The following is an 18840-nucleotide window of genomic DNA, read 5'->3' as shown; positions in this document are numbered from 1 at the left end:
GTGTGACCGATGAAGTTGGAGAGCGCAGTGACTTATGTGATCGCCCAGCCGTGCGTGGATCTGCTCGACAAGGCGTGCATCGAAGAGTGCCCGGTCGACTGCATCTACGAAGGCGACCGGATGCTCTACATCCACCCCGACGAGTGTGTGGACTGTGGCGCGTGCGAGCCCGTGTGCCCGGTGGAAGCCATCTACTACGAGGACGACGTCCCCGACGAGTGGAAGGACTACACCAAGGCGAACGTCGACTTCTTCAACGAGCTCGGCTCGCCCGGTGGCGCCTCGAAGGTCGGCAAGGTCAGCGCGGACCCGGAGTTCGTGAAGGCGCTCGCACCGCAGGCCCAGGAACATTGATCATCCGGCGCGGAGGTCCGGCGCTGCCGGACTTCCCGTGGGACTCGCTGGCCGGCCACGCCGCCAAGGCGCGCAAGCACCCCGGTGGCGTGGTCGACCTGTCGGTCGGCACGCCCGTCGACCCGGTCCCCGCGGTGATCCGGTCCGCGCTGTCGTCGGTCGCCGACGTCCCCGGCTACCCGACCACCCACGGCACCCCTGAGCTGCGCGCGGCCTTCGTCGCCGCGGTGGAGCGGCGGTACGGGATCGCGGGGCTGACGGCGGACGCGGTGCTGCCCACGATCGGCTCCAAGGAGCTCGTGGCGTGGCTGCCCACCCTGCTCGGCGTCGGGCCCGGCGACATCGTGGCCGTGCCGTCCGTGGCGTACCCGACCTACGAGGTCGGCGCGCTGCTGGCGGGCGCGACGGTCGTGCGCCTGGCCGACGGGGAGCTTCCGCCCGCCGGCACGAGGCTGGTGTGGCTGAACTCGCCGTCGAACCCGACCGGCCGTGTCCTCTCGGCTCAGCAGTTGCGTGAGGCCGTCGCCGCGGCTCGCGCTGCCGGTGCCGTGGTGGCGTCGGACGAGTGCTACCTGGCGCTGCCGTGGGACTCCTCGCCGGTGTCGGTGCTGCATCCCTCGGTGGTGGACTCCTTCGACGGTGTGCTCGCCGTGCACTCGCTGTCGAAGTCGTCGTCGCTCGCGGGCTACCGGGCCGGGTTCGTCACCGGCGACCCGGAGCTGGTCGCGGGCCTGCTGGAGCTGCGCAAGCACGCGGGCATGATCGTGCCGCGGCCGGTGCAGGAGGCCATGCGGGCCGCGTTGGAGGACGACGAGCACGTGGCCGAGCAACGGGCGCGCTACCTCGCCCGCCGCGAGGTGCTCAAGCCCGCGCTGGAGGCGGCCGGGTTCACCGTGTCGCACTCCGAGGCGGGGCTCTACCTGTGGTCGTCGCGCGGTGAGGACGCCTGGGAGACGATCTCCTGGCTGGCCGACCGCGGCATCCTCGCGGCTCCCGGCACGTTCTACGGGCCGGAGGGGGCGAAGCACGTGCGGGTCGCCCTGACGGCCACCGACGAGCGGATCGCGGCCGCGGTGGAGCGGCTCAGCGCCTGATTCTCAGGGTTTGAGGGCCGACCAGACCCGGCGGGTGAACTGGTTGGGCGGCACGGCGTCCGTCGTCAGGCGGACGCTGGTGCTGATCTCCTCACCGCTCAGGCCGAGGCCCAGCACGAGGTGCCAGTGCAGGTCCCAGAGGTCCTGGAACGAGTCCAGCTCCACGTCGGCGTCCGCGCTGACGTGCAGCACGGCCGGTTCCGCGACCCGCACCACGCGCTCGACGGCCCGCACGTCCCGCGTGTTCGTGCGGAAGCTGAACGCCAGGTCGACCGTCTCGCTGTCGAGCCCGTACGTCGCGTACGAGTGGCATCGGTGGTGTGGCAACGACAACGGCTGGTTCGTCTCCAGGTAGAGGTCGCCCTCGAACCGCAGCGTCGGCGAGTGCTGGCTGAGCGTGGCGCGGGCGCTGACGAACTCCCAGCCGGGCATGTCCAGCTTGGGCACCAGCAGTTCCAGCACCTCGCCGCGACGGGCACTGCGCGTGCGTTCACCGGAGCGCCACGGTATTTCCCTGCTGTAGGGCTCTTTCTTCGTGACGAACACGTACGGCGCGTTGTCGGTCTGCAGGCTGAGGACGACGACTGTGCGGTTACGCGCCCAGTCGAACGCGACCGTGGTCAGCCCTGGTGCGACACCGTCGAAGTGGCTCTCGACCCTGGGCCACCAGCTCGACAGCTCCTCGGCCGGTGCGCCCTTGACGTACCGGCCCTTCTCGTCGACGCCGACGATCCACATCGCCTCGGACCCGCGGGCGGCGTTGCACAGCGCGGCGATCTGACGCGCCGCCTTGCCGTGGTCGACCGGCCACTGGGTCTTGAACTCGACGAAGGAGTCCTCCGACTGCGCCCCTTGGAGAGCACGTTCGATCGCGGCGCGAGCGTTCAACTCGAGTCGCTGTTTCAGCACGTGCACCTCCCTGACCCGGTCCCGCAGGCGGCAAGGGCCCAGCCTGCCTCAGCAGACCGGGCCCCGGACACTGTATTCAACTCTCAGAAGCGGCTTGTCCTAGAAGCGGCTTGTCTCCTGAAAGAGGCTCGCTCTCTCAGTCGTTCGCGTGCAGCGCGGCGTTCAGCTCGACGCCGGTGCCCTTGCGGGGCTTCACCTTCACCGTGCCCGTGACGGAGTCCCTGATGAACAGCAGGTTCGATTGTCCGCTCAGCGACGCGGCCTTGGCGACCTCGCCGTCCGGCAGCGTGACCTTGGTGCCCGCGGTGAGGTAGAGACCAGCCTCGACCACGCAGTCGTCGCCGAGCGAGATGCCCAGGCCGGCGTTCGCGCCGAGCAGGCAGCGTTCGCCGACGCTGATGACCTGCTTGCCGCCGCCGGACAGGGTGCCCATGATCGACGCGCCGCCGCCGACGTCCGAGCCGTCGCCGACCACGACGCCGCTGGAGATGCGGCCCTCGACCATCGAGCTGCCGAGCGTGCCGGCGTTGAAGTTCACGAAGCCCTCGTGCATGACCGTCGTGCCCGAGGCGAGGTGGGCGCCGAGGCGGACGCGGTCGGCGTCACCGACGCGGACGCCGGACGGGACGACGTAGTCGACCATGCGCGCGAACTTGTCGACGCTGTAGACCGTCACCGGCCCACGAACGCGCAGGCGCGTGCGGGTCTGCTCGAAGCCGTCGACCGCACACGGGCCGTGGTTCGTCCACACGACGTTCGTCAGCAGGCCGAAGAGGCCGTCGAGGTTCGCGCCGTGCGGCTTGACCAGACGGTGGCTGAGCAGGTGCAGCCGCAGCCAGACGTCGTAGGTGTCCGCGGGGGCCGCGTCGAGGTCGATGGCGACCCGGACGCCGACGATCTCGACGCCGCGTTCGAGGTCCTCGCCGAGCAGCTTCGCGGCGGACTCGCCCAGGGCTTCCGCGATCTCGGTGGACGACACGCGAACGGTGCCCAGGTCCGCCGTCCCACCGAGTTCGGGGGACGGGTACCAGGTGTCGAGGACGGTGCCGTCCGGGGTCACAGTGGCCAAGCCGATGCCGTATGCGGTGCTCACGGGTACCGAGCTTAGTCCGCCACCTGCGCGCCGCCCGCCCGCGCCGCCGCCTGCCCGCACCCGCCGCCTGCGCCCGTGCTGCTGCCCGCCCGCGCCGCCGCCTGCCCGCACCCGCCGCCTGCGCCCGTGCTGCTGCCCGCCTGTGCCGCCGCCGCGAGCCGCCGCCCGCCCCGCGTTCAGCAACGGCGGGCGAGCGGTCAGTCGGGCACTTCGGCGCTGAAGTACAGCGAGCCCAGGTCACCGCGCGTCGCGATGAGGGCCTCGTTGCACTTGGAGTGACGCGAATCGGTGCTCGACACGTTGTCGACGTCCACCTCGGCGCACCTGTGCGCCTCGAAGTCGCCGACCGCGGTCTTCAGACGGGGCAGGACCTCGCTGACATCCTGCTGGACGAGCTTCCCCTGCAACGACGAGTCGAGGCTGCGGGTCATGGAGTCGACGGCGGCGACCCACGCGGCGCAGTCGGCCGGCGTGTAGCTCGGCTGGGAGCCGCACGGGGCGGTGAACAACGCCCGGATCTCGGCACACTGCCGGTCGCAGGCCGCCGGAGCCTCGCCGCACCCGGTCGCAAGGAGCAGCAGGGACATGACCAGGAGTGTGCGTTTGATCACGCTCCGCACCGTATCGGCTGATCGGCCTAGCGCCCAACCGTCCTGGGTAGGGTGAACGCCGTGTCCGACACCCTTGATCTTCTCGCCGACCCGATCGACCTGACGACCGCGCTCGTGGATGTGCGCAGCGTGTCCGGGGAGGAGGCGGAGATCGCGGACCTCGTCGAGCGGTCGCTCACGCTGCACGCGCCGCACCTGGAGATCACCCGATCAGGGAACGCGGTGCTGGCGCGGACGAACGCCGGCAGGGAGCGCCGCGTGGTGCTCGCCGGGCACCTGGACACCGTGCCGATCAACCAGAACTTCCCGAGCCGGCGTGAGGGCGAGATCCTGCACGGCTGCGGCACCGTCGACATGAAGGGCGGCGACGCGGTCATGCTCGCGATCGCGGCCCTCAGCCAGAACGCGCGGCACGACCTGACGTTCGTCTTCTACGACTGCGAGGAGATCGAGGCCGAGCGCAACGGCCTCACGCGCATCCAGCGCGACCTCCCGGAGTGGCTGCTGGGCGACCTCGCGATCGTGTGCGAACCGACGAACGGCACGGTCGAGGCCGGTTGCCAGGGCACGATGCGCATCGAGGTCAGGACGAGCGGCAAGCGCGCCCACACCGCCAGGGCGTGGATGGGCGACAACGCCATCCACCGCCTGGGCGAGGCGCTGCGCAGGCTCGAGCGGTACGAACCGCGGCAGCCCGAGATCGACGGCTGCCACTACCACGAGGGCCTGCAGGCCGTGAGGATCGGCGGCGGCGTCGCGGGCAACGTCGTGCCGGACGAGGCCGTGCTCACGGTCAACCACCGGTTCGCGCCGGACCGCACGGTGGAGCAGGCGGAACAGCACCTCCGCGAGGTCTTCGAGGGCTTCGACGTCACGGTCACGGACTCCGCGGCCGGTGCGCTGCCCGGCCTGAACGCCCCGGCGGCGCAGGAGCTCGTCACCGCCGCCGGTGGCACGCCGGTGGCCAAGCTCGGGTGGACGGACGTGGCGCGGTTCGCGGCGCTGGGCATGCCCGCCGTCAACTTCGGGCCGGGGGATCCGACGCTGGCGCACACCCAGGAGGAGAACGTGCCGGTCCGGCAGATCACCGAGTGTTTCGCCGTGCTTCAGCGTTTTCTGCTGGACTGATCACTAGGATCTCAGTGATGACGGAAGAAAAGAACGGCGTCGTGGACGAGCGCCCGAAGGAGAAGCAGCGCGGGCCTGTCGTGCTGCGGCGTGAACGCAGGGACGAGCTCACCACCACCGACGAGCGCCTGCTGGACTCGCGGGGACCGTCGGACTGGGTGCACACCGACCCGTGGCGCGTGCTGCGGATCCAGGCGGAGTTCGTCGAGGGGTTCGGCGCGCTGGCCGAGGTGCCCAGCGCGGTGACGGTCTTCGGATCGGCGCGCACTGGCCGCGACCACCCGGAGTACCAGCTCGGCCGTGACCTCGGCGCGGCGCTGGCCCAGGCCGGGTTCGCGGCCATCACCGGTGGTGGCCCCGGAGTCATGGAGGCGGTCAACCGCGGGTGCTCGGAGGCCGGCGGCTTCTCGATCGGGCTCGGCATCGAGCTGCCGTTCGAGCAGGGCCTGAACCCGTGGGTCGACCTCGGCGTGAACTTCCGCTACTTCTTCGTGCGCAAGACGATGTTCATCAAGTACTCGCAGGCGTTCATCTGCCTGCCGGGTGGTTTCGGCACGCTCGACGAGCTGTTCGAGGCGCTGACGCTGGTGCAGACCAAGAAGGTCACGAAGTTCCCGGTCGTGCTGTTCGGAACCCAGTACTGGCAGGGCCTCTACGACTGGATCAAGAACTCGATGCTGGAGGGCGGCAAGGTCGGCGAGAAGGACCTCGCGCTGCTGCACCTGACCGACGACATCGAGGACGCGGTGCGCGTGGTCAAGGAAGCGCACCAGGCATGGGCGGACGCGCACTGATGTACGTCGCCGTCTACTGCGGAAGTCTCGCGACGGTCCCGCAGAGCTACATCGACCTCGCCGCCGAGGTGGGGCGCCAGATCGCGGCACGCGGCTGGCACCTCGTCTGGGGCGGCGGGCAGACGTCGATGATGGGCGCGGTGGCGCGGGAAGCCCGCGCCGGTGGCGCGCACACCTACGGTGTGATCCCGAAGGGCCTCGCCACCAGGGAGATCGCCGACCGCGAGTCGACCGAGCTGCACGTCGTCGACACCATGCGCGAGCGCAAGAGGATGATGGACGACAAGGCCGACGCGTTCCTCACGCTGCCCGGCGGCATCGGCACCGCGGAGGAGTTCTTCGAGGTGTGGACCGCCGGCGTGCTGGGCATGCACGCCAAGCCGGTCGTGCTGCTCGACGTCGACAACCACTACAAGGGACTCGTCGAGTGGCTGACCGAGCTGCGGGACAAGGGTTTCGTCTCGCACGCCGCGCTGACGTCGCTGATCGTCACCGACGACGTGTCAGTCGCTCTTGACGCTTGCGTCGGCTAGTCCCTTGGCCTGAGCGAGGATCTGGGTCTCCGGCAGGAGATCCGGCAGCGGGCGGTACGGCGTGGCCGTCACCTCGAACCGCTTGCCGGACACCACCCTGCCCTGCCAGGAGCCCGCGATCTCGCCGTCCACCAGCACCGCACCGCGCCGGCCGAGGACGCGGAAGATGTCCTTCTGCGCGGCCTTGTCCGGCAGCAGCAGGTCACGGTCGCGGGCCTGCAGGTACGGGTCGGTCGGCGGCAGCAGCCGCACGTCCGGCGGCGCGGCGTCGGCGATCTCCACGTCCTGCGGCAGCCACGCCTTGCGGCCCTCGACGGTGACCTCGGTCAGGCCTTCGGAGGGCCACCGCTTCTTGATCTCGCGCAGCGTGGTGCCGAAGTAACCGGCCACTTCGGACGGTCCGGCGGGGCCGTGCAGCGTCAGGTACCGGTGCACCAGCTCGTCGAACCCGGCGGTCCGGCGCGGCACCCCAGGCCAGCCGTAGATGCGTTCGAACGTCACGGTCTTCTCCTCCGGGACGATCCGGAGACCCGCGGGCAGGGCGCCGAGCCGGAAGATCGGGTCGCTGACGTGCTCGGTCCCGCAGCCCCGGCAGGGTTCGATCGTCTGCCTGGGCGCCAACGGGGTCAGCGCCCTGCTCACCTCGCCCTTGGTCATCGGCTTCGTGACGATCGACCTCATCGCCGTCGCGATGTGCCGCAACGACGCCAGCATGTCGTCCACCTTGGGACGCGCGGCGCGGGCTCGTGCGTCGGCGTCGCTCCACGGCCACAGCGCGCGGGCGAACGCCTTCAGCTCGCCGGCGCGGTGCAGGTGGGGAGCACCGCGCACGGACCAGGTCAGGGTGAAGTCGTCCGCCTTCGGCTCAGCGAGACGCGCGGCGAGGCTCAGGACGGCCGAGCCGGCGGTGTTGTCCTGGAGGCCCAGGGAGAACACCGCCAGCTCGGCCGCGTCCGCGACCCGCCGGTCCAGTTCGTGCTGATGGATCCGGTGGAGGAGCACCTGCGTCCGGGTGAGGTCCACCCGGACATTCTTACGCCTTCACCACCGTGAGGCTCGACGGTCCGAAGGTGACGGTTGAGCCACGCGTCGATTCCGAGGCGTAACGCGGGTCCACCGTGTCGATCACGAGCGCCAGCCGGTTGCCGGCGCCGACGTTCCACAGCGTCGGTTCCAGCTCGACGTCGAGCGTCCGCGTGCGGCCGGCGCCGGTCACCTTCACCGGCTTGTGCGTGACCAGCGAGCCCAGGCCGAGCGGGCCGACCTCGTACAGGTACGCGAACAACGTGGTCGTCTCCGCGCTCGGTGTCACGGTCAGCTTGAGCTTCGGCGTGCCGGCGAGGGTCACGCCGTCCGGGTACCGCGGTCCGCTCCACACGCCCGCGACGTTGCGGTCGACGAACGGCAGCGAGACCCCGGTCGGGATGTTCAGGAACCCTTGCAGCGCACCGGAGACCAGGAGCGTGCCGCTGTCGGCCACGGTGTTCCAGCCCGCGTGGATCCTCTTGCCCTCCAGCGGTGTCGTGTCGGACGCGCCGGCCGGCCACGCGCCGAACGTCCTCCACGGGCCGCCGTTGTTGGGCTTGAGCCGCACCGGCTGTTCGGCGTCGATGCCGTTGGCCGTGCCCTTGACGTACCGGTCGAACCAGCGGCCGGCCGACTCCCAGATCTCGTTGGGCAGCCCGGCCGCGCCGAACAGTTCGGCGGTGGCGTGGTCGCCCGGCGAGAGCATGAGCCGCTTGGGGCCGCTGAGCAACGAGTAGAAGTCGGCGACCTGGCCCGGCGCGAAGAGCCCGTCGTTCCAGGCGTTGCCGATCATCACCGCGGTGCCGTTGGCGTTGATCTGCGCGATCTTCGAGGCCGCCGACCGACCGGCGGAGATCGGCACGACGTCCGAGAACCTGCCGTCGCGGTAGGCGTCCTCGGCTTCGTCGAGGACGGGACCGGGACGTCCGGTGGCGTGTCCGGCGGCCAGCAGCAGTTCGACCGCCTGCCGGTTGACGGTGGTGTTCGGGTAGAGCGACCTCGCCAGGTCGGTCCACGTGCTGAGCGCGGCCACGGCCTTGATGCGCGGGTCGTTCGCGGCGGCGAGCAGGGACTGCCCGGCGCCGTAGGAGATCCCGGCCGCGCCGACCCTGGTGCTGTCGGCGCGCGCGTTGGCGATGGCCCAGTCGACGACCCGGCTGACGTCGCCGACGGTGTCCGGCCCGGCGACGTCGATCTCACCGCCGGAGTCCCAGAAGCCGCGGCTGGTGTAGCTGACCACGACGTAGCCGGACTCCTTGGCGAGCTTGGCCGCGGCACCGACGTACTCGATGTTGGGCATCGACCAGCTCGACGGCATGACGAGCAACGGGAACGGGCCGTCGCCCTGACCGGTCGGTTCGATGAGGAAGGCCTTCAGTGAGGTGCCACCGACGCCGGGAATGGTCTTGTAAGTGATCTGGTGCCCGGGAGCGGCGGTGGCGGCGGGCGCACCGAGCAGGGCGGTGAATAGCACCAGGATCAGAACAAGTGATCGTCGCACGCTGGTCCTCCTTGACCATGACGTAGATCACACAGGGATTGCTACTGGTGAGTTAAACAGGTTCCTACTCGTGAGTAGCAAGAGGCTGTGAGTCAGCTCACTGTTTACGCTGGGTGGTGTGAACCGATTCCGCGTCACCGAGCTGCCCACCGACCGTGTGCTGGTCGTTGCCCGTCTGACCAGCGCGGATGCCCTGCCTCAGGCCGTTGCCGACGGTGCTGACATCGTCGAGTTCGACGGCGAACTGGACCTGCCGTCGCTGGGCGAGAATGTGGACGTGGTGACGATCCCGGCAGGGGACGAGGACTTCACGCTCGCGGCTGCCACAGTGGCCGCGATGTCCGGAGCACGCGCCGTTCGTGCGTCCGGAGTGAGGCAGGCGAGGAAGGTCGTGGAGATGGTGGCGAGCGTGCGGGGGACCTGTCCGCCGGCTCGGGCAGTGCGGGCGCTGGCCTGATGCTGCCCTCCGTCGAAGCCTGGTTCGCCTCGCACACCTGGCAGCACCCGCCCTGGACCGCCGACGAGCTCGTGGCGTCGAAGCGCGGCCGGACGGTGTCGGTCGTGCTGCCGGCGTTGAACGAGGAGGAGACCGTCGGCGACGTCGTCTCCGTGGTCCGGCCGCTGCTCGGGACGCTCGTCGACGAGCTGGTCGTGATGGACTCCGGGTCCACCGACCGGACCGTCGCCGTCGCGTCCGCCGCCGGGGCGCGGGTCGTGCTGCGCGAGGACGTCGTGCCATGGCTGGAACCGTTGCCCGGCAAGGGCGAGGTGCTGTGGCGGTCGCTCGCCGCGACCACCGGTGACCTGGTCGTCTTCCTGGACTCCGACCTGGTGGACCCGGAGACCGCGTTCGTCCCGGCGTTGCTGGGGCCGTTGCTGCTGGACGGTGACGTGCACCTGGTGAAGGGGTTCTACCGCCGGCCGCTGCGGTTGGAGAGCACCGGTGGCGGCCGGGTCACCGAACTGGTGGCGCGGCCGTTGCTGAACACGTTGCGGCCGGAGCTTTCCGGTGTGGTGCAGCCGCTCGGCGGTGAGTACGCGGCCACCCGGTCCTTTTTGGAGTCCGTTCCGTTCGCGGCCGGGTACGGGGTGGAGATCGGGCTGTTGCTGGACGTGCACCGGCTCCACGGGTTGCCGGCGCTGGCTCAGGTGAACCTGGGCGTGCGCAAGCACCGGAACCGGTCGTTGCTGCAGCTCGGCGCGATGTCGTCGCAGATCATGGGGACGGCGCTGGCCCGGTGCGGGGTCGAGGCGGGCTCCGGTGCCCCGGACGATCAGACGCTGACGCAGTTCGTGCAGGTCGGCGGCGAGTGGCTACCCGACTCGACCGGCGTGCTCGTGGCTGACCGGCCCCCGATGATGCACGTGGTCGAAGAGCGCTAGCTGCTCCTCGCGGTGCGTCACGACCAGTGCGGTGCCCTGGCAGTCGTCCAGGACCTTCCGCAGTACGCGGTCGGCCTGGACCGGGTCGAGTCCTTCGGTGGGTTCGTCGAGGAGCAGGACCTCGGGGTTCGCCAGCACCGACCTGGTGAGGACCAGGCGCCGGCGCTGGCCGCCGGAGATCTCCTCGCCGCGTTCGCCGACGACCTGGTCCCAGTCGAGGTCCAGTTCGGCGATCCCGGCCGCCCGGTCGAGTTCTGCCTGCGTGGCATCGGGTTTCGCGAGCAGGACGTTCGTGCGGACCGTGGTGTGGAAGACGTGGGCGTCGGCCAGCGCGCCCCTGCTCGGCTCCAGCCGGTGCGCGATGGCGTTGAGCAACGTGGTCTTGCCCGCGCCGCTCGGGCCGACGATCGCCGTCTTTCCGTGTACCGCCGGGGCTTCTGGGATGTGCGCGGGTTCGGGCTCGTCGACCGGTTCCGCGACGGGCCTGGTCGTGGCCGCGAGCGGGATCGTGATCTCGAACGTGGCGACGGCGGCCATGATCAGCCAGGCGGGCTCGCCCTGGACGAGCATGAGCAGCGCCGCACCGAACTGGACGGCGACCGCCAGTGGGGTCAGGTCTCTCGTGCGTTCCTTGCGGGACAGCTCTTTCGCGGTCTCGGTGGCTTGGGAGAGCTTCTCGTCGAACAGGCCGTAGGCGATCAGTTCTTCTTTGCTGTGGACCAGGTCGGTGGTTTGTTCGGTCAGCTTCGCGCGCAACGGCGTGAGGTCCTCCGGCTTGCGGAGCGCGAGCCAGGGCAGCAGGACGACGGTGATCAGCAGGCCAGCGATCAGCGGGAGGGAGAAGCCGGAGGCGACCACGACGACCGCGCTCACGAGGGCCGCGGTGAGCCACGGAAGGGTCGTGCGGAGCCTGGTGTCGAGGTGCTGGTCGACGTTCGTGACGATGCGGGTCAGTGCCGTGCCGGACGGGATGTGCCGGCGGCGCACGAGGTCGTCGTAGACCCGGCCGCGGAGTTCGACGGCCTCGCCGAGCACGGCTTTGTGGCCCGCCAGGCGTTCGAGGTAGCGCAGCACGCCCTTGGCCAGCGCGAGCGTACGGACGGCGACGATCGCCACGGTCAATGCCGCCATCGGCGGGTGCTCGGCGGCGCGCATGATCAGCCAGGTGGCCGTCGCGGTGAGGCCGACGCCGGCGAGTTCGGCGAGGACGCCGACGAAGATCGCGAGTCTCATACCCGCACCACCCTGTCGACCTCGCCCAGCAGTGCGGGCCGGTGTGCGACGATCACGGCCGTTCGTCCTCGGGTGAAGTCGCGTGTCGCTTTGAGCACAAGGGACTCCGTTTCGGCGTCGAGGTGCGCGGTCGGTTCGTCCAGCAGGAACAGGGCGGCCCGGCGCCGGTTCAGCGCGGTGGCGAGCGCGACCCGCTGCTGTTCGCCGGACGAGAGGTTCGCCGGCACGAGCGTGGGGCGTTGCGGCACCCACGACAGCGCCTCCAGCCACTTCTCCTGGTCGATCTCCCGGAGGTCGACACCGCCGACGAGCACGCGTCCGGCGTCCGGCCGCACGAAACCCAGCAGCAGCCCCAGGACCGTGCTCTTGCCCGCGCCACTCGGGCCGACGAGAGCGATCCGTTCGCCCGGCCGGATGCGCAGCGAGAAGTTCTCCAGGCTGCGGACACACACGTTGTCCAACACGATCTCGGCCTGGGTGAGGTCCGGCGGTGTCACGCCACCACGGCTGGGCGGCGCGGGCACCTTGCCGAGCACTTCGCGGCCCTGTGCGCTCGCGTGGTACTGCGCTCCCGCGGCACGCAGCGGCAGGAATGCTTCCGGTGCCAGGAAAAGCACGAGGAGCGCGGTGTGCAGCGGGACTCCGCCACCGAGCAGCCGGAGCCCGACCGGCACCGCGACCAGCGCCACCGACATCGTGGCCACCAGCTCCAGGACGAACGCCGACAGGAAGGCGACGCGCAGCGCGGACATCGTCTCGGACATGTGCTGGGCGGCAAGCTTGCGGACCGTCGCGGACTGGGCCTCGGCCCGCCCGAACGCCCGCAGTGTGCCGATTCCCCGGACCACGTCGAGGAAATGTCCGCCGAGGGTGGCCAGCGCCTCCCACTGGCGGGCTGTCCTCTCGCGGGTGTGCGCGCCGACGAGTGCACCGAAGATCGGGATCAACGGCAGCGTCGCGAGGATCGTCAAAGCCGCGGTGAGGTCGGCGAACGCCAGCCTGACCACCACCGCGAGCGGCACGGCCACGGCCAGAACCTGTTGCGGCACATACCCGACGACGTACGGCGTCACGTCGTGCACGCCGCGCGTCACCAGCGTGGCGACCTCACCGGCCTTGGTGCCCGGCGAGCGCAGGAACGCTTCCCTCAGCCGTGCGCGCGTTCGTTCGGCCGCTCGATGAGCCCATTCGCGATGCGCCCACCACACCAGCACTCTCGCGCCGATGACAAGACACAGCAGGAGAAATCCGGTGCCGCCGCTGAGCACCGACGCGAGCAGTTCGGCCTGCGCCAGCACGAGGAACGGGATGGGGATCAGCGCGAGGAGATGGCGACGATCGACCATTGCAGCACCACCACCAGCGGGATGATCGGGATCGCGACCCACGCGAGCAGGGTGAGCGTGTCGGGGTGGGCCATCAGTCCGCTGACGTCGATCGAGCCGAACGCGAGCGGGATCGGCAGCGCGCAGAGCGCCGCGGTCAGCGGGAACACCTTCCACCGCCGGGTCTGGAACACCCAGCCGTGCAGGGCGAACAGCACCGGCAGCACGAACGCGACCGGCCAGGGGGCGTCGAGCAGGTGCGCCAGGAACAGGCCCCAGCCCACGGACACCATCAGCGCGCCGGTGAACACCAGCCACCACCACAGCCTCAGCTGCACGGCCGTCATGAACAGGACCAGTCCGGCGAGGATCAGCGTGAACGTGCTGTGCGCGCCGGACAGGAGTTCGCCTTCGAGCCGGGGGAACGCCGCGAACAGCACGCCGATCGCGGCGACCAGCCACACCTCGTTGCCGAGGAAGAACGGGTTCATGCGCCGCAGGGCGACGTCTCGCCTGCGGAACGGGAGCAGGAGCCCGGTGCCGTAGTCGAAACCGGCCAGCGCGAAGTATCCGGCGGTCAGCGTGCCGAGCACGGCCAGCCAGAGCGTTTCCATCAGAGCGTCACCACCAGAGGCGAGACCGGGGCGGGCGCCACGTCCGGACCGCGGTGGACCGCGCGTGCGATCAGCACCCAGTCGACGCAGGCCAGCAGCACGAACAGGAAGGTGAACACGATGAGCGACAACAGGATCTGCGAGGCGTCCACATGCGACACCGCGTCCTCGGTGCGCAGCAACCCGTTGATCAGCCACGGTTGCCGTCCGATCTCGCGGAACATCCACCCGAAGATCCCCGCCGCGAACGGCAGCGGAATACCGATCACCATGAAGTACAACGGAAAGCGCAGCCGGACCACGGCGTCCCTGACCAGCAGCGGCAGGGTGAGCCAGCTGGCCGTCGTCAGCGCCATCCCGATCAGGATCATGAACCCGAGCGGCGCCCCGATCCACGGCGCCGCCTCGGTCTTGTCCGGCTGGAACTTCGCGATGACCGGGAACTGCGCGAACCCGGCGCCGATCAGTGACGGTGTGGCCAGCGCCGTGGTGACCACGCCCAGCCGCAGCGACCGCCGGAAGAAGTCGACCTCGGGCGTGCGCCTGATGAAGTGGTAGGCGGAGACCCCGGTCAGGAAGACACCGCCGGTCGTGATGGCCGCGAAGATCACGTGCAGCAGCGCGGAACCGAAGGCCGGGTTCGTCAGCAGCGCGCCGAAGTCGTCCAGCCGCAACACGTCCCCGTCGATCCGGTAGCCGACGGGGTTCTGCAGGAACCCGTTCGCCGCCATGATCCAGAACGCCGACGCGAACGCCGTGAGTGCCGTCAGGTACAGCAGGGCGAGGTGCAGCCAGCGGTTCAGCCTGCCCCAGCCGAAGATCCACAGCCCGAGGAATGTGGACTCCAGGAAGAACGCGACCAGCGTCTCCAGCGCGAGCGGTGCCCCGAACACGTCACCGGCGTAGGTCGCGAGACCCGACCAGTTGAGCCCGAACTGGAACTCCATCACGATGCCGGTGACGATCCCGAGCGCGTAGTTGATCACGTAGATCCGGCCCCAGAACCGCGTCATCCGCTCGTGCACGGGCGCGCCGGTGATCGTGAACCGCGTCTGCATGATCACGAGCAGGGTGACCAGGCCCAGCGTGAGCAGCACGAACAGGAAGTGGAACGACGTCGTCAACGCGAACTGGAGCCGGGCGAGGTCTACTGCGCTCATGGGTAGGGACACTATGTGTAGGTAAGCTACTTATTAACCCGGAAACGCCCATTTCAGGGGTATCTCAGGGCTGACCCTGACCGCAGATCAGGGACCGGATCCAGTGCCGGATCAGTAGAGTCGCTACCCATGAAGCCCGACGCGCTACGCGGCCACCTCGACGCGTTGCTGCTGGCCACGCTCGACGGCAGGCAGCTGCACGGCTACGCGATCATCGAGGCGTTGCAGCAGGGCAGCGGCGGGGCTCTGGACCTCCCGACCGGCACTGTCTACCCGGCACTGCGCCGGCTGGAACGGGCGGGCCACGTCAGCAGCGACTGGAGCACGGTCGGCGGGCGCAAGCGCCGCACCTACCAGCTCACGCAGGCGGGACAACGGGCCCTGAACGCCGAGCGCACCGCGTGGCGGGAGTTCACGACGGTCATCGACGGAGTGCTGGGAGGTGATGGCAAGTGGGCGCAGTCGTGATGGGGCCGGACGTGATCGACAGGTACGTGACCGACCTCGGGTCGAGGTTGCGGGGCTCGCGCAGGCAGGTCCGCGACCTGCTCACCGAGACCCGGGACAGCCTCACCGACGCCACCGAGGCGCACCTCGACCGCGGGCTGACCGAACGCGAGGCCCAGGAACGCGCGGTCGAGGAGTTCGGCCCGGTCCGCGAGATCGCGAACGAGTACCAGGCCGAGCTGGCCGTCGCGTACGGCACGCGCACGCTCATCTGGCTCGCGATCGTGCTGCCGTTGATGCACATGGCCTGGGAGTACGGCCGGATGCTGCTCATCGGGCCGTGGCAGGACTTCAGCACGATGCCGCCTTCCTGGTACCTGTTCGTCGCCAAGGCCAACGACCTGACGAGCGGCATCGCGTCCGGGGTGGCGCTCGTGGCGTTGCTCCTCGGCCGGGTCCTCGCTCGCAAGTACGACGCGAAGCTGCTGGCCAAGCTGGGTGCGACGATCGCGCTCGCGGCCGTCGGCGCCGTGCTGCTGGGCAACCTCTCGATCATCCTGGCGACCGCGCACCTCGACGTGGCGCGGCTGGTGCAGTCGTTGCCGATGACCATCGCGAGCATGGCGACCTGGATCGTGATCGTCCGGCTCGGTCTGCTCGCTCGCCGCAGTCTGAGCTGTGCCACGATCGTCGCGTGACCAACGCCCTTCTCTACCTGATCGTGATGGTGGCCGTCGCGGCAGTGGTGTTCCTGCTCGCGGCGTTGGTGTTCGGGCGCGGCGAGGAGCTCGCCCCGCTGCCGCCCGGCGCCTCGCCGACGCGGCTGCCCGCCGACGACATCACCCCGGACGACGTCCGCGAGCTGAAGTTCCAGCAGGTGTTCCGCGGCTACAAGATGAGCGAGGTCGACTGGGCGTTGCAGCGGCTCGCGACCGAGGTCGAGGCCCTGCGGGCGCGCGTCGAGGAGCTGGAGAGCAGTGAGCACCGAGCTTGAGCTGTCCGTCGAGGTGGCCGCGCCGCCGGACACGATCTTCCGGGCCGTGACGGACTGGGAACGCCAGCGGGAGTGGGTGTTCGGCACGCGCGTGTCGGTCGTCTCGGGCGACGGGCGGTCGGCCGGCAGCGAGATCGAGGCCGTGACGTTCGGCGTCTCCGACCGTATGCGGATCACGCGCTGGGACCCGCCGCACGCCGTCGAGGTCCTGCACCTCGGCCGCGTGGTCCGCGGCACCGGTGTGTTCGCCGTGCGCGGCAGCCGTTTCGTGTGGACCGAACGGCTCGACGTGCCCTTCTTCTTCCCGTCGGTGAAGCCGCTGTTCATGCTCGCGCTGCGGCGCTCGCTGCGGCGGTTCGCCCGTTTCGCCGAGGAGTACCGGTGATCTCCCGTTGTCCCTGGGGCGACTCGACCCCGGACTACGTCTCCTACCACGACACCGAGTGGGGCGTGGAGCTGCACGGCACCGCCGAGCTGTACGAGCGGATGTCGTTGGAGGCGTTCCAGTCCGGCCTGTCGTGGATCACGATCCTGCGCAAGCGGCCGGCGTTCCGCGCGGCGTTCGGCGGCTTCGACCCGAAGCTGGTCGCCGAGTTCGGGCCGGCCGACGTGGAACGGCTGATGGCCGACGCGGGCATCGTGCGGAACCGGCTGAAGATCGACGCCGCGATCCACAACGCCCGCGTGATCGTCGAGCAGGACGTCGACCTGGACGCGCTGCTGTGGTCGTTCGCGCCCGCCGGCCACGTCCGGCCCGCGACGATCGCGGACGTCCCGGCGATCACGACCGAGTCGAAGGCGATGGCCAAGGAACTCAAGAACCGCGGCTTCAAGTTCCTCGGCCCCACTACGTGCTACGCGCTGATGCAGGCCACCGGGATGGTGGACGACCACATCTCGACGTGTTTCCGCGCGAAGTGACCCTGGCTAGCGGCCGATGAACTTCGGGGCGCGCTTGTGCACGAACGCGTCCACGGCCTCGCGGTGGTCCTCGGTCGCGCCGCAGTCGGCCTGGGTGCGGCGTTCGGCCTCCAGCGCGTCCTCCAGCGTCCCGTCCGCCGCCGCGGCCAGCGCTTCCTTGATCTTCGCGTACGCGGTCGTGGGCCCGGCGGCCAGCCGAGCGGCCAGGGCGTGCGCGGTGGACAGCAGCTCGGCGTCCGGCACGACCTGGTTGACCATGCCGATCCGCAACGCCTCCTCGGCGCCGACGGGTTGGGCGAGCAGCATCATCTCCGTCGCGCGGCCGAGGCCGATCAGCCGCGGCAGCGTGTACGACGCGCCGGAGTCCGCGGTCAGGCCGACGTTCGCGAAGGCCATCAGGAACTTCGCCGACGCGCCCGCGATGCGCAGGTCCGCGGCGTAGGCGAGGGACGCGCCGGCACCGGCCGCGCTGCCGTTCACCGCGGCGATCACCGGCTTCGGCATGCCGATCAGCTCACGCACGATCGGGTTGTAGTGCTTCTCCACGGTGTTGAGCGGCGCGGGGTCACCGGCCTGCAGCAACCCGATGTGCTCCTTGAGGTCCTGCCCCGCGCAGAACGCCCTGCCCGCACCCGTGATCACCACCGCGCGCACCGACGCGTCGGCCGCCGCCTCCTTCAGCGCGGCGAGGAACGACTCCTTCAGCGTGACGGTGAAGGCGTTGAACGACTCGGGGCGGTTGAACGTGAGCGTGCGCACACCATCGGCGTCGTCGACGAGGAGCTCGGACACTGGACCTCCATCAAGCAGTGGAAACGTTGCGCACCGGCCGCAGGCACTCGTCGACGAACCGACTCGTGCCCGGTGCCAGCCGCAGCGTCTGTTCGTCGAAGAACGACGCTGCCGCGTGCCCCGGCCAGTCCGGTGGCAACAGTTCAGCAGGAAGACCGGGATCGCGGAACAGGAACTTCCGCCACGCGTGCAGCAGCTGCTGCGAGGCGGCGAACGCCGCGGCGTCGTCGGTTTCGTCCACAACGGACACCGTCTCGTGCCAGTGCGCGACGAACGCGGCGTAGTCCCGCCCCAGTTCGGCCAGGTCCCAGGCCTTCGCGGCGAGCTCGGCGTCCCCACCGTCGTGTGAACCGTGAAAAGTTCGTGCGGGAACCTCCCCGGCGGCCAGCACGTCGGCGAGCTCCGGTGAGGGCCGGGGCGCGATCCACGTCACAGGACCGAGTGCGCCGTAGCCGAGCAGTTGCAGCTCCGACGCCAGGTGGTCGCGCGAGTCGCGGCCCGGCATCTCCTCCAGCACCACGACGTGCCAGCGACCGTCCCACGTGGACGGCCCGGTGCGGTAGATGCGGGCGGCGGCCTCGTCGAGCCTGCGTTCCCCGCGAGGTGTCATCGCGTAACCAGGGCCGTCGGGCAGTCTCGTCGGCCGCAACCAGCCCTGGCGGACGGTGCGGGACACGGCCGTGCGGACGGCCGGCGCGGCGAAGCCGAGCGGTTCGAGCAGCCGGACGAGAGCGGCGATGGTGGCGGCGCCACCGCGTTCGCGCAGGTGGCCACCGTAGACGTCGAAGAGCGCGGAACGGGCTCGCACCCTGCCCAGTCTGTCACGCCGCGCCGGAGCGTGCCGAAAGTGTTGCGTTGTCGTGGAAACGGGCGATGATCAGCGACAAGTCAAGATCGACAACCGCCGCCGGGACTCGCCAAAAGATCG

Annotated in this window: 23 protein-coding genes; 12 read left to right on the top strand and 11 right to left on the bottom strand. The window is 70.1% G+C overall.

Annotation, left to right across the window (positions count from 1 at the left end):
- Nucleotides 1-27: 27 nt before the first annotated feature.
- Both fdxA and dapC read left to right on the top strand, forming a co-directional pair.
- A complete protein-coding gene (gene fdxA, locus ACRSBM_RS35905; protein WP_434450645.1) occupies nucleotides 28-354 on the top strand; it encodes a ferredoxin in 327 nt (108 codons plus the stop codon).
- A gap of 2 nt (nucleotides 355-356) precedes the next feature.
- Complete coding sequence (gene dapC / locus ACRSBM_RS35900) at nucleotides 357-1448, top strand: succinyldiaminopimelate transaminase (RefSeq protein WP_434453360.1); 1092 nt, start codon at nucleotides 357-359, stop codon at nucleotides 1446-1448.
- Between the two features lie 3 nt (nucleotides 1449-1451).
- Here dapC and ACRSBM_RS35895 read toward each other — a convergent pair whose 3' ends face one another.
- From ACRSBM_RS35895 to ACRSBM_RS35885, 3 genes are all read right to left on the bottom strand, one after another.
- Entirely contained in the window at nucleotides 1452-2357 is a 906-nt protein-coding gene (locus ACRSBM_RS35895; protein ID WP_434450643.1) for a hypothetical protein, read from the bottom strand.
- Nucleotides 2358-2493: 136 nt separating this feature from the next.
- The gene (gene dapD, locus ACRSBM_RS35890; protein ID WP_434450641.1) at nucleotides 2494-3450 is read right to left on the bottom strand and encodes a 2,3,4,5-tetrahydropyridine-2,6-dicarboxylate N-succinyltransferase; all 957 of its coding nucleotides are present in this window, start codon (nucleotides 3448-3450) and stop codon (nucleotides 2494-2496) included.
- A gap of 197 nt (nucleotides 3451-3647) precedes the next feature.
- Entirely contained in the window at nucleotides 3648-4061 is a 414-nt protein-coding gene (locus tag ACRSBM_RS35885; RefSeq protein ID WP_434450639.1) for a hypothetical protein, read from the bottom strand.
- A 60-nt stretch (nucleotides 4062-4121) separates the two neighbouring features.
- Here ACRSBM_RS35885 and dapE point away from each other — a divergent pair, with 60 nt between their 5' ends.
- From dapE to ACRSBM_RS35870, 3 genes are read left to right on the top strand one after another with little or no spacing between them, the layout of a single operon-like run.
- A complete protein-coding gene (gene dapE, locus ACRSBM_RS35880; RefSeq protein ID WP_434450637.1) occupies nucleotides 4122-5189 on the top strand; it encodes a succinyl-diaminopimelate desuccinylase in 1068 nt (355 codons plus the stop codon).
- A 17-nt stretch (nucleotides 5190-5206) separates the two neighbouring features.
- Nucleotides 5207-5983, top strand: coding sequence for a TIGR00730 family Rossman fold protein (locus tag ACRSBM_RS35875; protein ID WP_434450635.1), 777 nt, complete (start codon nucleotides 5207-5209; stop codon nucleotides 5981-5983).
- Complete coding sequence (locus tag ACRSBM_RS35870) at nucleotides 5965-6516, top strand: TIGR00730 family Rossman fold protein (protein WP_434450633.1); 552 nt, start codon at nucleotides 5965-5967, stop codon at nucleotides 6514-6516. The genes ACRSBM_RS35875 and ACRSBM_RS35870 overlap by 19 nt, the downstream gene beginning before the upstream one ends.
- Here the strand turns inward: ACRSBM_RS35870 and ACRSBM_RS35865 are convergent.
- Nucleotides 6487-7539: a winged helix DNA-binding domain-containing protein gene (locus ACRSBM_RS35865; protein ID WP_434450631.1), complete on the bottom strand. Its 1053-nt coding sequence runs from the start codon at nucleotides 7537-7539 to the stop codon at nucleotides 6487-6489. The two genes, ACRSBM_RS35870 and ACRSBM_RS35865, sit on opposite strands and share 30 nt — an antisense overlap.
- Before the next feature lie 10 nt (nucleotides 7540-7549).
- Nucleotides 7550-9043 (bottom strand): CocE/NonD family hydrolase, encoded by a 1494-nt coding sequence (locus ACRSBM_RS35860; RefSeq protein WP_434450629.1) that lies wholly within the window; start codon nucleotides 9041-9043, stop codon nucleotides 7550-7552.
- Nucleotides 9044-9161: 118 nt separating this feature from the next.
- Between ACRSBM_RS35860 and ACRSBM_RS35855 the strand changes: the two genes are divergently transcribed.
- Entirely contained in the window at nucleotides 9162-9500 is a 339-nt protein-coding gene (locus tag ACRSBM_RS35855; RefSeq protein ID WP_434450627.1) for a hypothetical protein, read from the top strand.
- Nucleotides 9500-10426, top strand: coding sequence for a glucosyl-3-phosphoglycerate synthase (locus ACRSBM_RS35850; RefSeq protein WP_434450625.1), 927 nt, complete (start codon nucleotides 9500-9502; stop codon nucleotides 10424-10426). Before ACRSBM_RS35855 ends, ACRSBM_RS35850 begins: the two co-directional genes overlap by 1 nt.
- Here the strand turns inward: ACRSBM_RS35850 and ACRSBM_RS35845 are convergent.
- The 4 genes from ACRSBM_RS35845 to ACRSBM_RS35830 are packed head-to-tail and all read right to left on the bottom strand — an operon-like array spanning nucleotide 10358 to nucleotide 14758.
- Nucleotides 10358-11659 (bottom strand): amino acid ABC transporter ATP-binding/permease protein, encoded by a 1302-nt coding sequence (locus tag ACRSBM_RS35845; RefSeq protein WP_434450623.1) that lies wholly within the window; start codon nucleotides 11657-11659, stop codon nucleotides 10358-10360. The two genes, ACRSBM_RS35850 and ACRSBM_RS35845, sit on opposite strands and share 69 nt — an antisense overlap.
- The gene (locus ACRSBM_RS35840; protein WP_434450621.1) at nucleotides 11656-13005 is read right to left on the bottom strand and encodes an ABC transporter ATP-binding protein/permease; all 1350 of its coding nucleotides are present in this window, start codon (nucleotides 13003-13005) and stop codon (nucleotides 11656-11658) included. Before ACRSBM_RS35840 ends, ACRSBM_RS35845 begins: the two co-directional genes overlap by 4 nt.
- Nucleotides 12975-13598, bottom strand: a complete 624-nt coding sequence (locus ACRSBM_RS35835; protein WP_434450619.1) for a cytochrome d ubiquinol oxidase subunit II — start codon at nucleotides 13596-13598, stop codon at nucleotides 12975-12977. The genes ACRSBM_RS35840 and ACRSBM_RS35835 overlap by 31 nt, the downstream gene beginning before the upstream one ends.
- A complete protein-coding gene (locus ACRSBM_RS35830) occupies nucleotides 13598-14758 on the bottom strand; it encodes a cytochrome ubiquinol oxidase subunit I (protein WP_434450617.1) in 1161 nt (386 codons plus the stop codon). Before ACRSBM_RS35830 ends, ACRSBM_RS35835 begins: the two co-directional genes overlap by 1 nt.
- Before the next feature lie 129 nt (nucleotides 14759-14887).
- Between ACRSBM_RS35830 and ACRSBM_RS35825 the strand changes: the two genes are divergently transcribed.
- The 5 genes from ACRSBM_RS35825 to ACRSBM_RS35805 are packed head-to-tail and all read left to right on the top strand — an operon-like array spanning nucleotide 14888 to nucleotide 17120.
- On the top strand, nucleotides 14888-15226 hold the full coding sequence (locus ACRSBM_RS35825; protein ID WP_434450615.1) for a PadR family transcriptional regulator: 339 nt from the start codon (nucleotides 14888-14890) through the stop codon (nucleotides 15224-15226).
- A complete protein-coding gene (locus ACRSBM_RS35820; RefSeq protein ID WP_434450613.1) occupies nucleotides 15211-15903 on the top strand; it encodes a permease prefix domain 1-containing protein in 693 nt (230 codons plus the stop codon). The genes ACRSBM_RS35825 and ACRSBM_RS35820 overlap by 16 nt, the downstream gene beginning before the upstream one ends.
- Nucleotides 15900-16199 carry a DivIVA domain-containing protein gene (locus ACRSBM_RS35815; protein ID WP_434450611.1) on the top strand — a complete coding sequence of 100 codons (300 nt, stop codon included), beginning with the start codon at nucleotides 15900-15902 and terminating at the stop codon, nucleotides 16197-16199. The genes ACRSBM_RS35820 and ACRSBM_RS35815 overlap by 4 nt, the downstream gene beginning before the upstream one ends.
- A complete protein-coding gene (locus tag ACRSBM_RS35810; protein WP_434450609.1) occupies nucleotides 16183-16584 on the top strand; it encodes an SRPBCC family protein in 402 nt (133 codons plus the stop codon). Before ACRSBM_RS35815 ends, ACRSBM_RS35810 begins: the two co-directional genes overlap by 17 nt.
- Nucleotides 16581-17120 carry a DNA-3-methyladenine glycosylase I gene (locus ACRSBM_RS35805; RefSeq protein WP_434450608.1) on the top strand — a complete coding sequence of 180 codons (540 nt, stop codon included), beginning with the start codon at nucleotides 16581-16583 and terminating at the stop codon, nucleotides 17118-17120. The genes ACRSBM_RS35810 and ACRSBM_RS35805 overlap by 4 nt, the downstream gene beginning before the upstream one ends.
- 6 nt (nucleotides 17121-17126) lie before the next feature.
- Here the strand turns inward: ACRSBM_RS35805 and ACRSBM_RS35800 are convergent, their stop codons facing one another.
- A complete protein-coding gene (locus ACRSBM_RS35800; RefSeq protein ID WP_434450606.1) occupies nucleotides 17127-17912 on the bottom strand; it encodes an enoyl-CoA hydratase-related protein in 786 nt (261 codons plus the stop codon).
- 10 nt (nucleotides 17913-17922) lie between these two features.
- The gene (locus tag ACRSBM_RS35795; protein ID WP_434450604.1) at nucleotides 17923-18720 is read right to left on the bottom strand and encodes a PaaX family transcriptional regulator; all 798 of its coding nucleotides are present in this window, start codon (nucleotides 18718-18720) and stop codon (nucleotides 17923-17925) included.
- Nucleotides 18721-18840 lie beyond the last annotated feature (120 nt).

Origin of the sequence: Lentzea xerophila (assembly GCF_051094245.1) — a bacterium.
In the GTDB taxonomy this organism is placed as follows: Bacteria; Actinomycetota; Actinomycetes; order Mycobacteriales; family Pseudonocardiaceae; genus Lentzea; species Lentzea xerophila.
The sequence above is the reverse complement of the archived record's forward strand: the minus strand, read 5'-3'. Positions and strand labels throughout refer to the sequence as shown.

Excerpts from the sequence above, each read along its gene's own strand:
- ACRSBM_RS35850 (WP_434450625.1), top strand. The coding sequence starts at position 9,500 with ATGCTGCCCTCCGTCGAAGCCTGGTTCGCCTCGCACACCTGGCAGCAC.
- ACRSBM_RS35840 (WP_434450621.1), bottom strand. The coding sequence starts at position 13,005 with ATGGTCGATCGTCGCCATCTCCTCGCGCTGATCCCCATCCCGTTCCTC.
- ACRSBM_RS35830 (WP_434450617.1), bottom strand. The coding sequence starts at position 14,758 with ATGAGCGCAGTAGACCTCGCCCGGCTCCAGTTCGCGTTGACGACGTCG.
- ACRSBM_RS35835 (WP_434450619.1), bottom strand. The coding sequence starts at position 13,598 with ATGGAAACGCTCTGGCTGGCCGTGCTCGGCACGCTGACCGCCGGATAC.
- ACRSBM_RS35875 (WP_434450635.1), top strand. The coding sequence starts at position 5,207 with ATGACGGAAGAAAAGAACGGCGTCGTGGACGAGCGCCCGAAGGAGAAG.
- ACRSBM_RS35845 (WP_434450623.1), bottom strand. The coding sequence starts at position 11,659 with ATGAGACTCGCGATCTTCGTCGGCGTCCTCGCCGAACTCGCCGGCGTC.
- ACRSBM_RS35870 (WP_434450633.1), top strand. The coding sequence starts at position 5,965 with ATGGGCGGACGCGCACTGATGTACGTCGCCGTCTACTGCGGAAGTCTC.
- ACRSBM_RS35825 (WP_434450615.1), top strand. The coding sequence starts at position 14,888 with ATGAAGCCCGACGCGCTACGCGGCCACCTCGACGCGTTGCTGCTGGCC.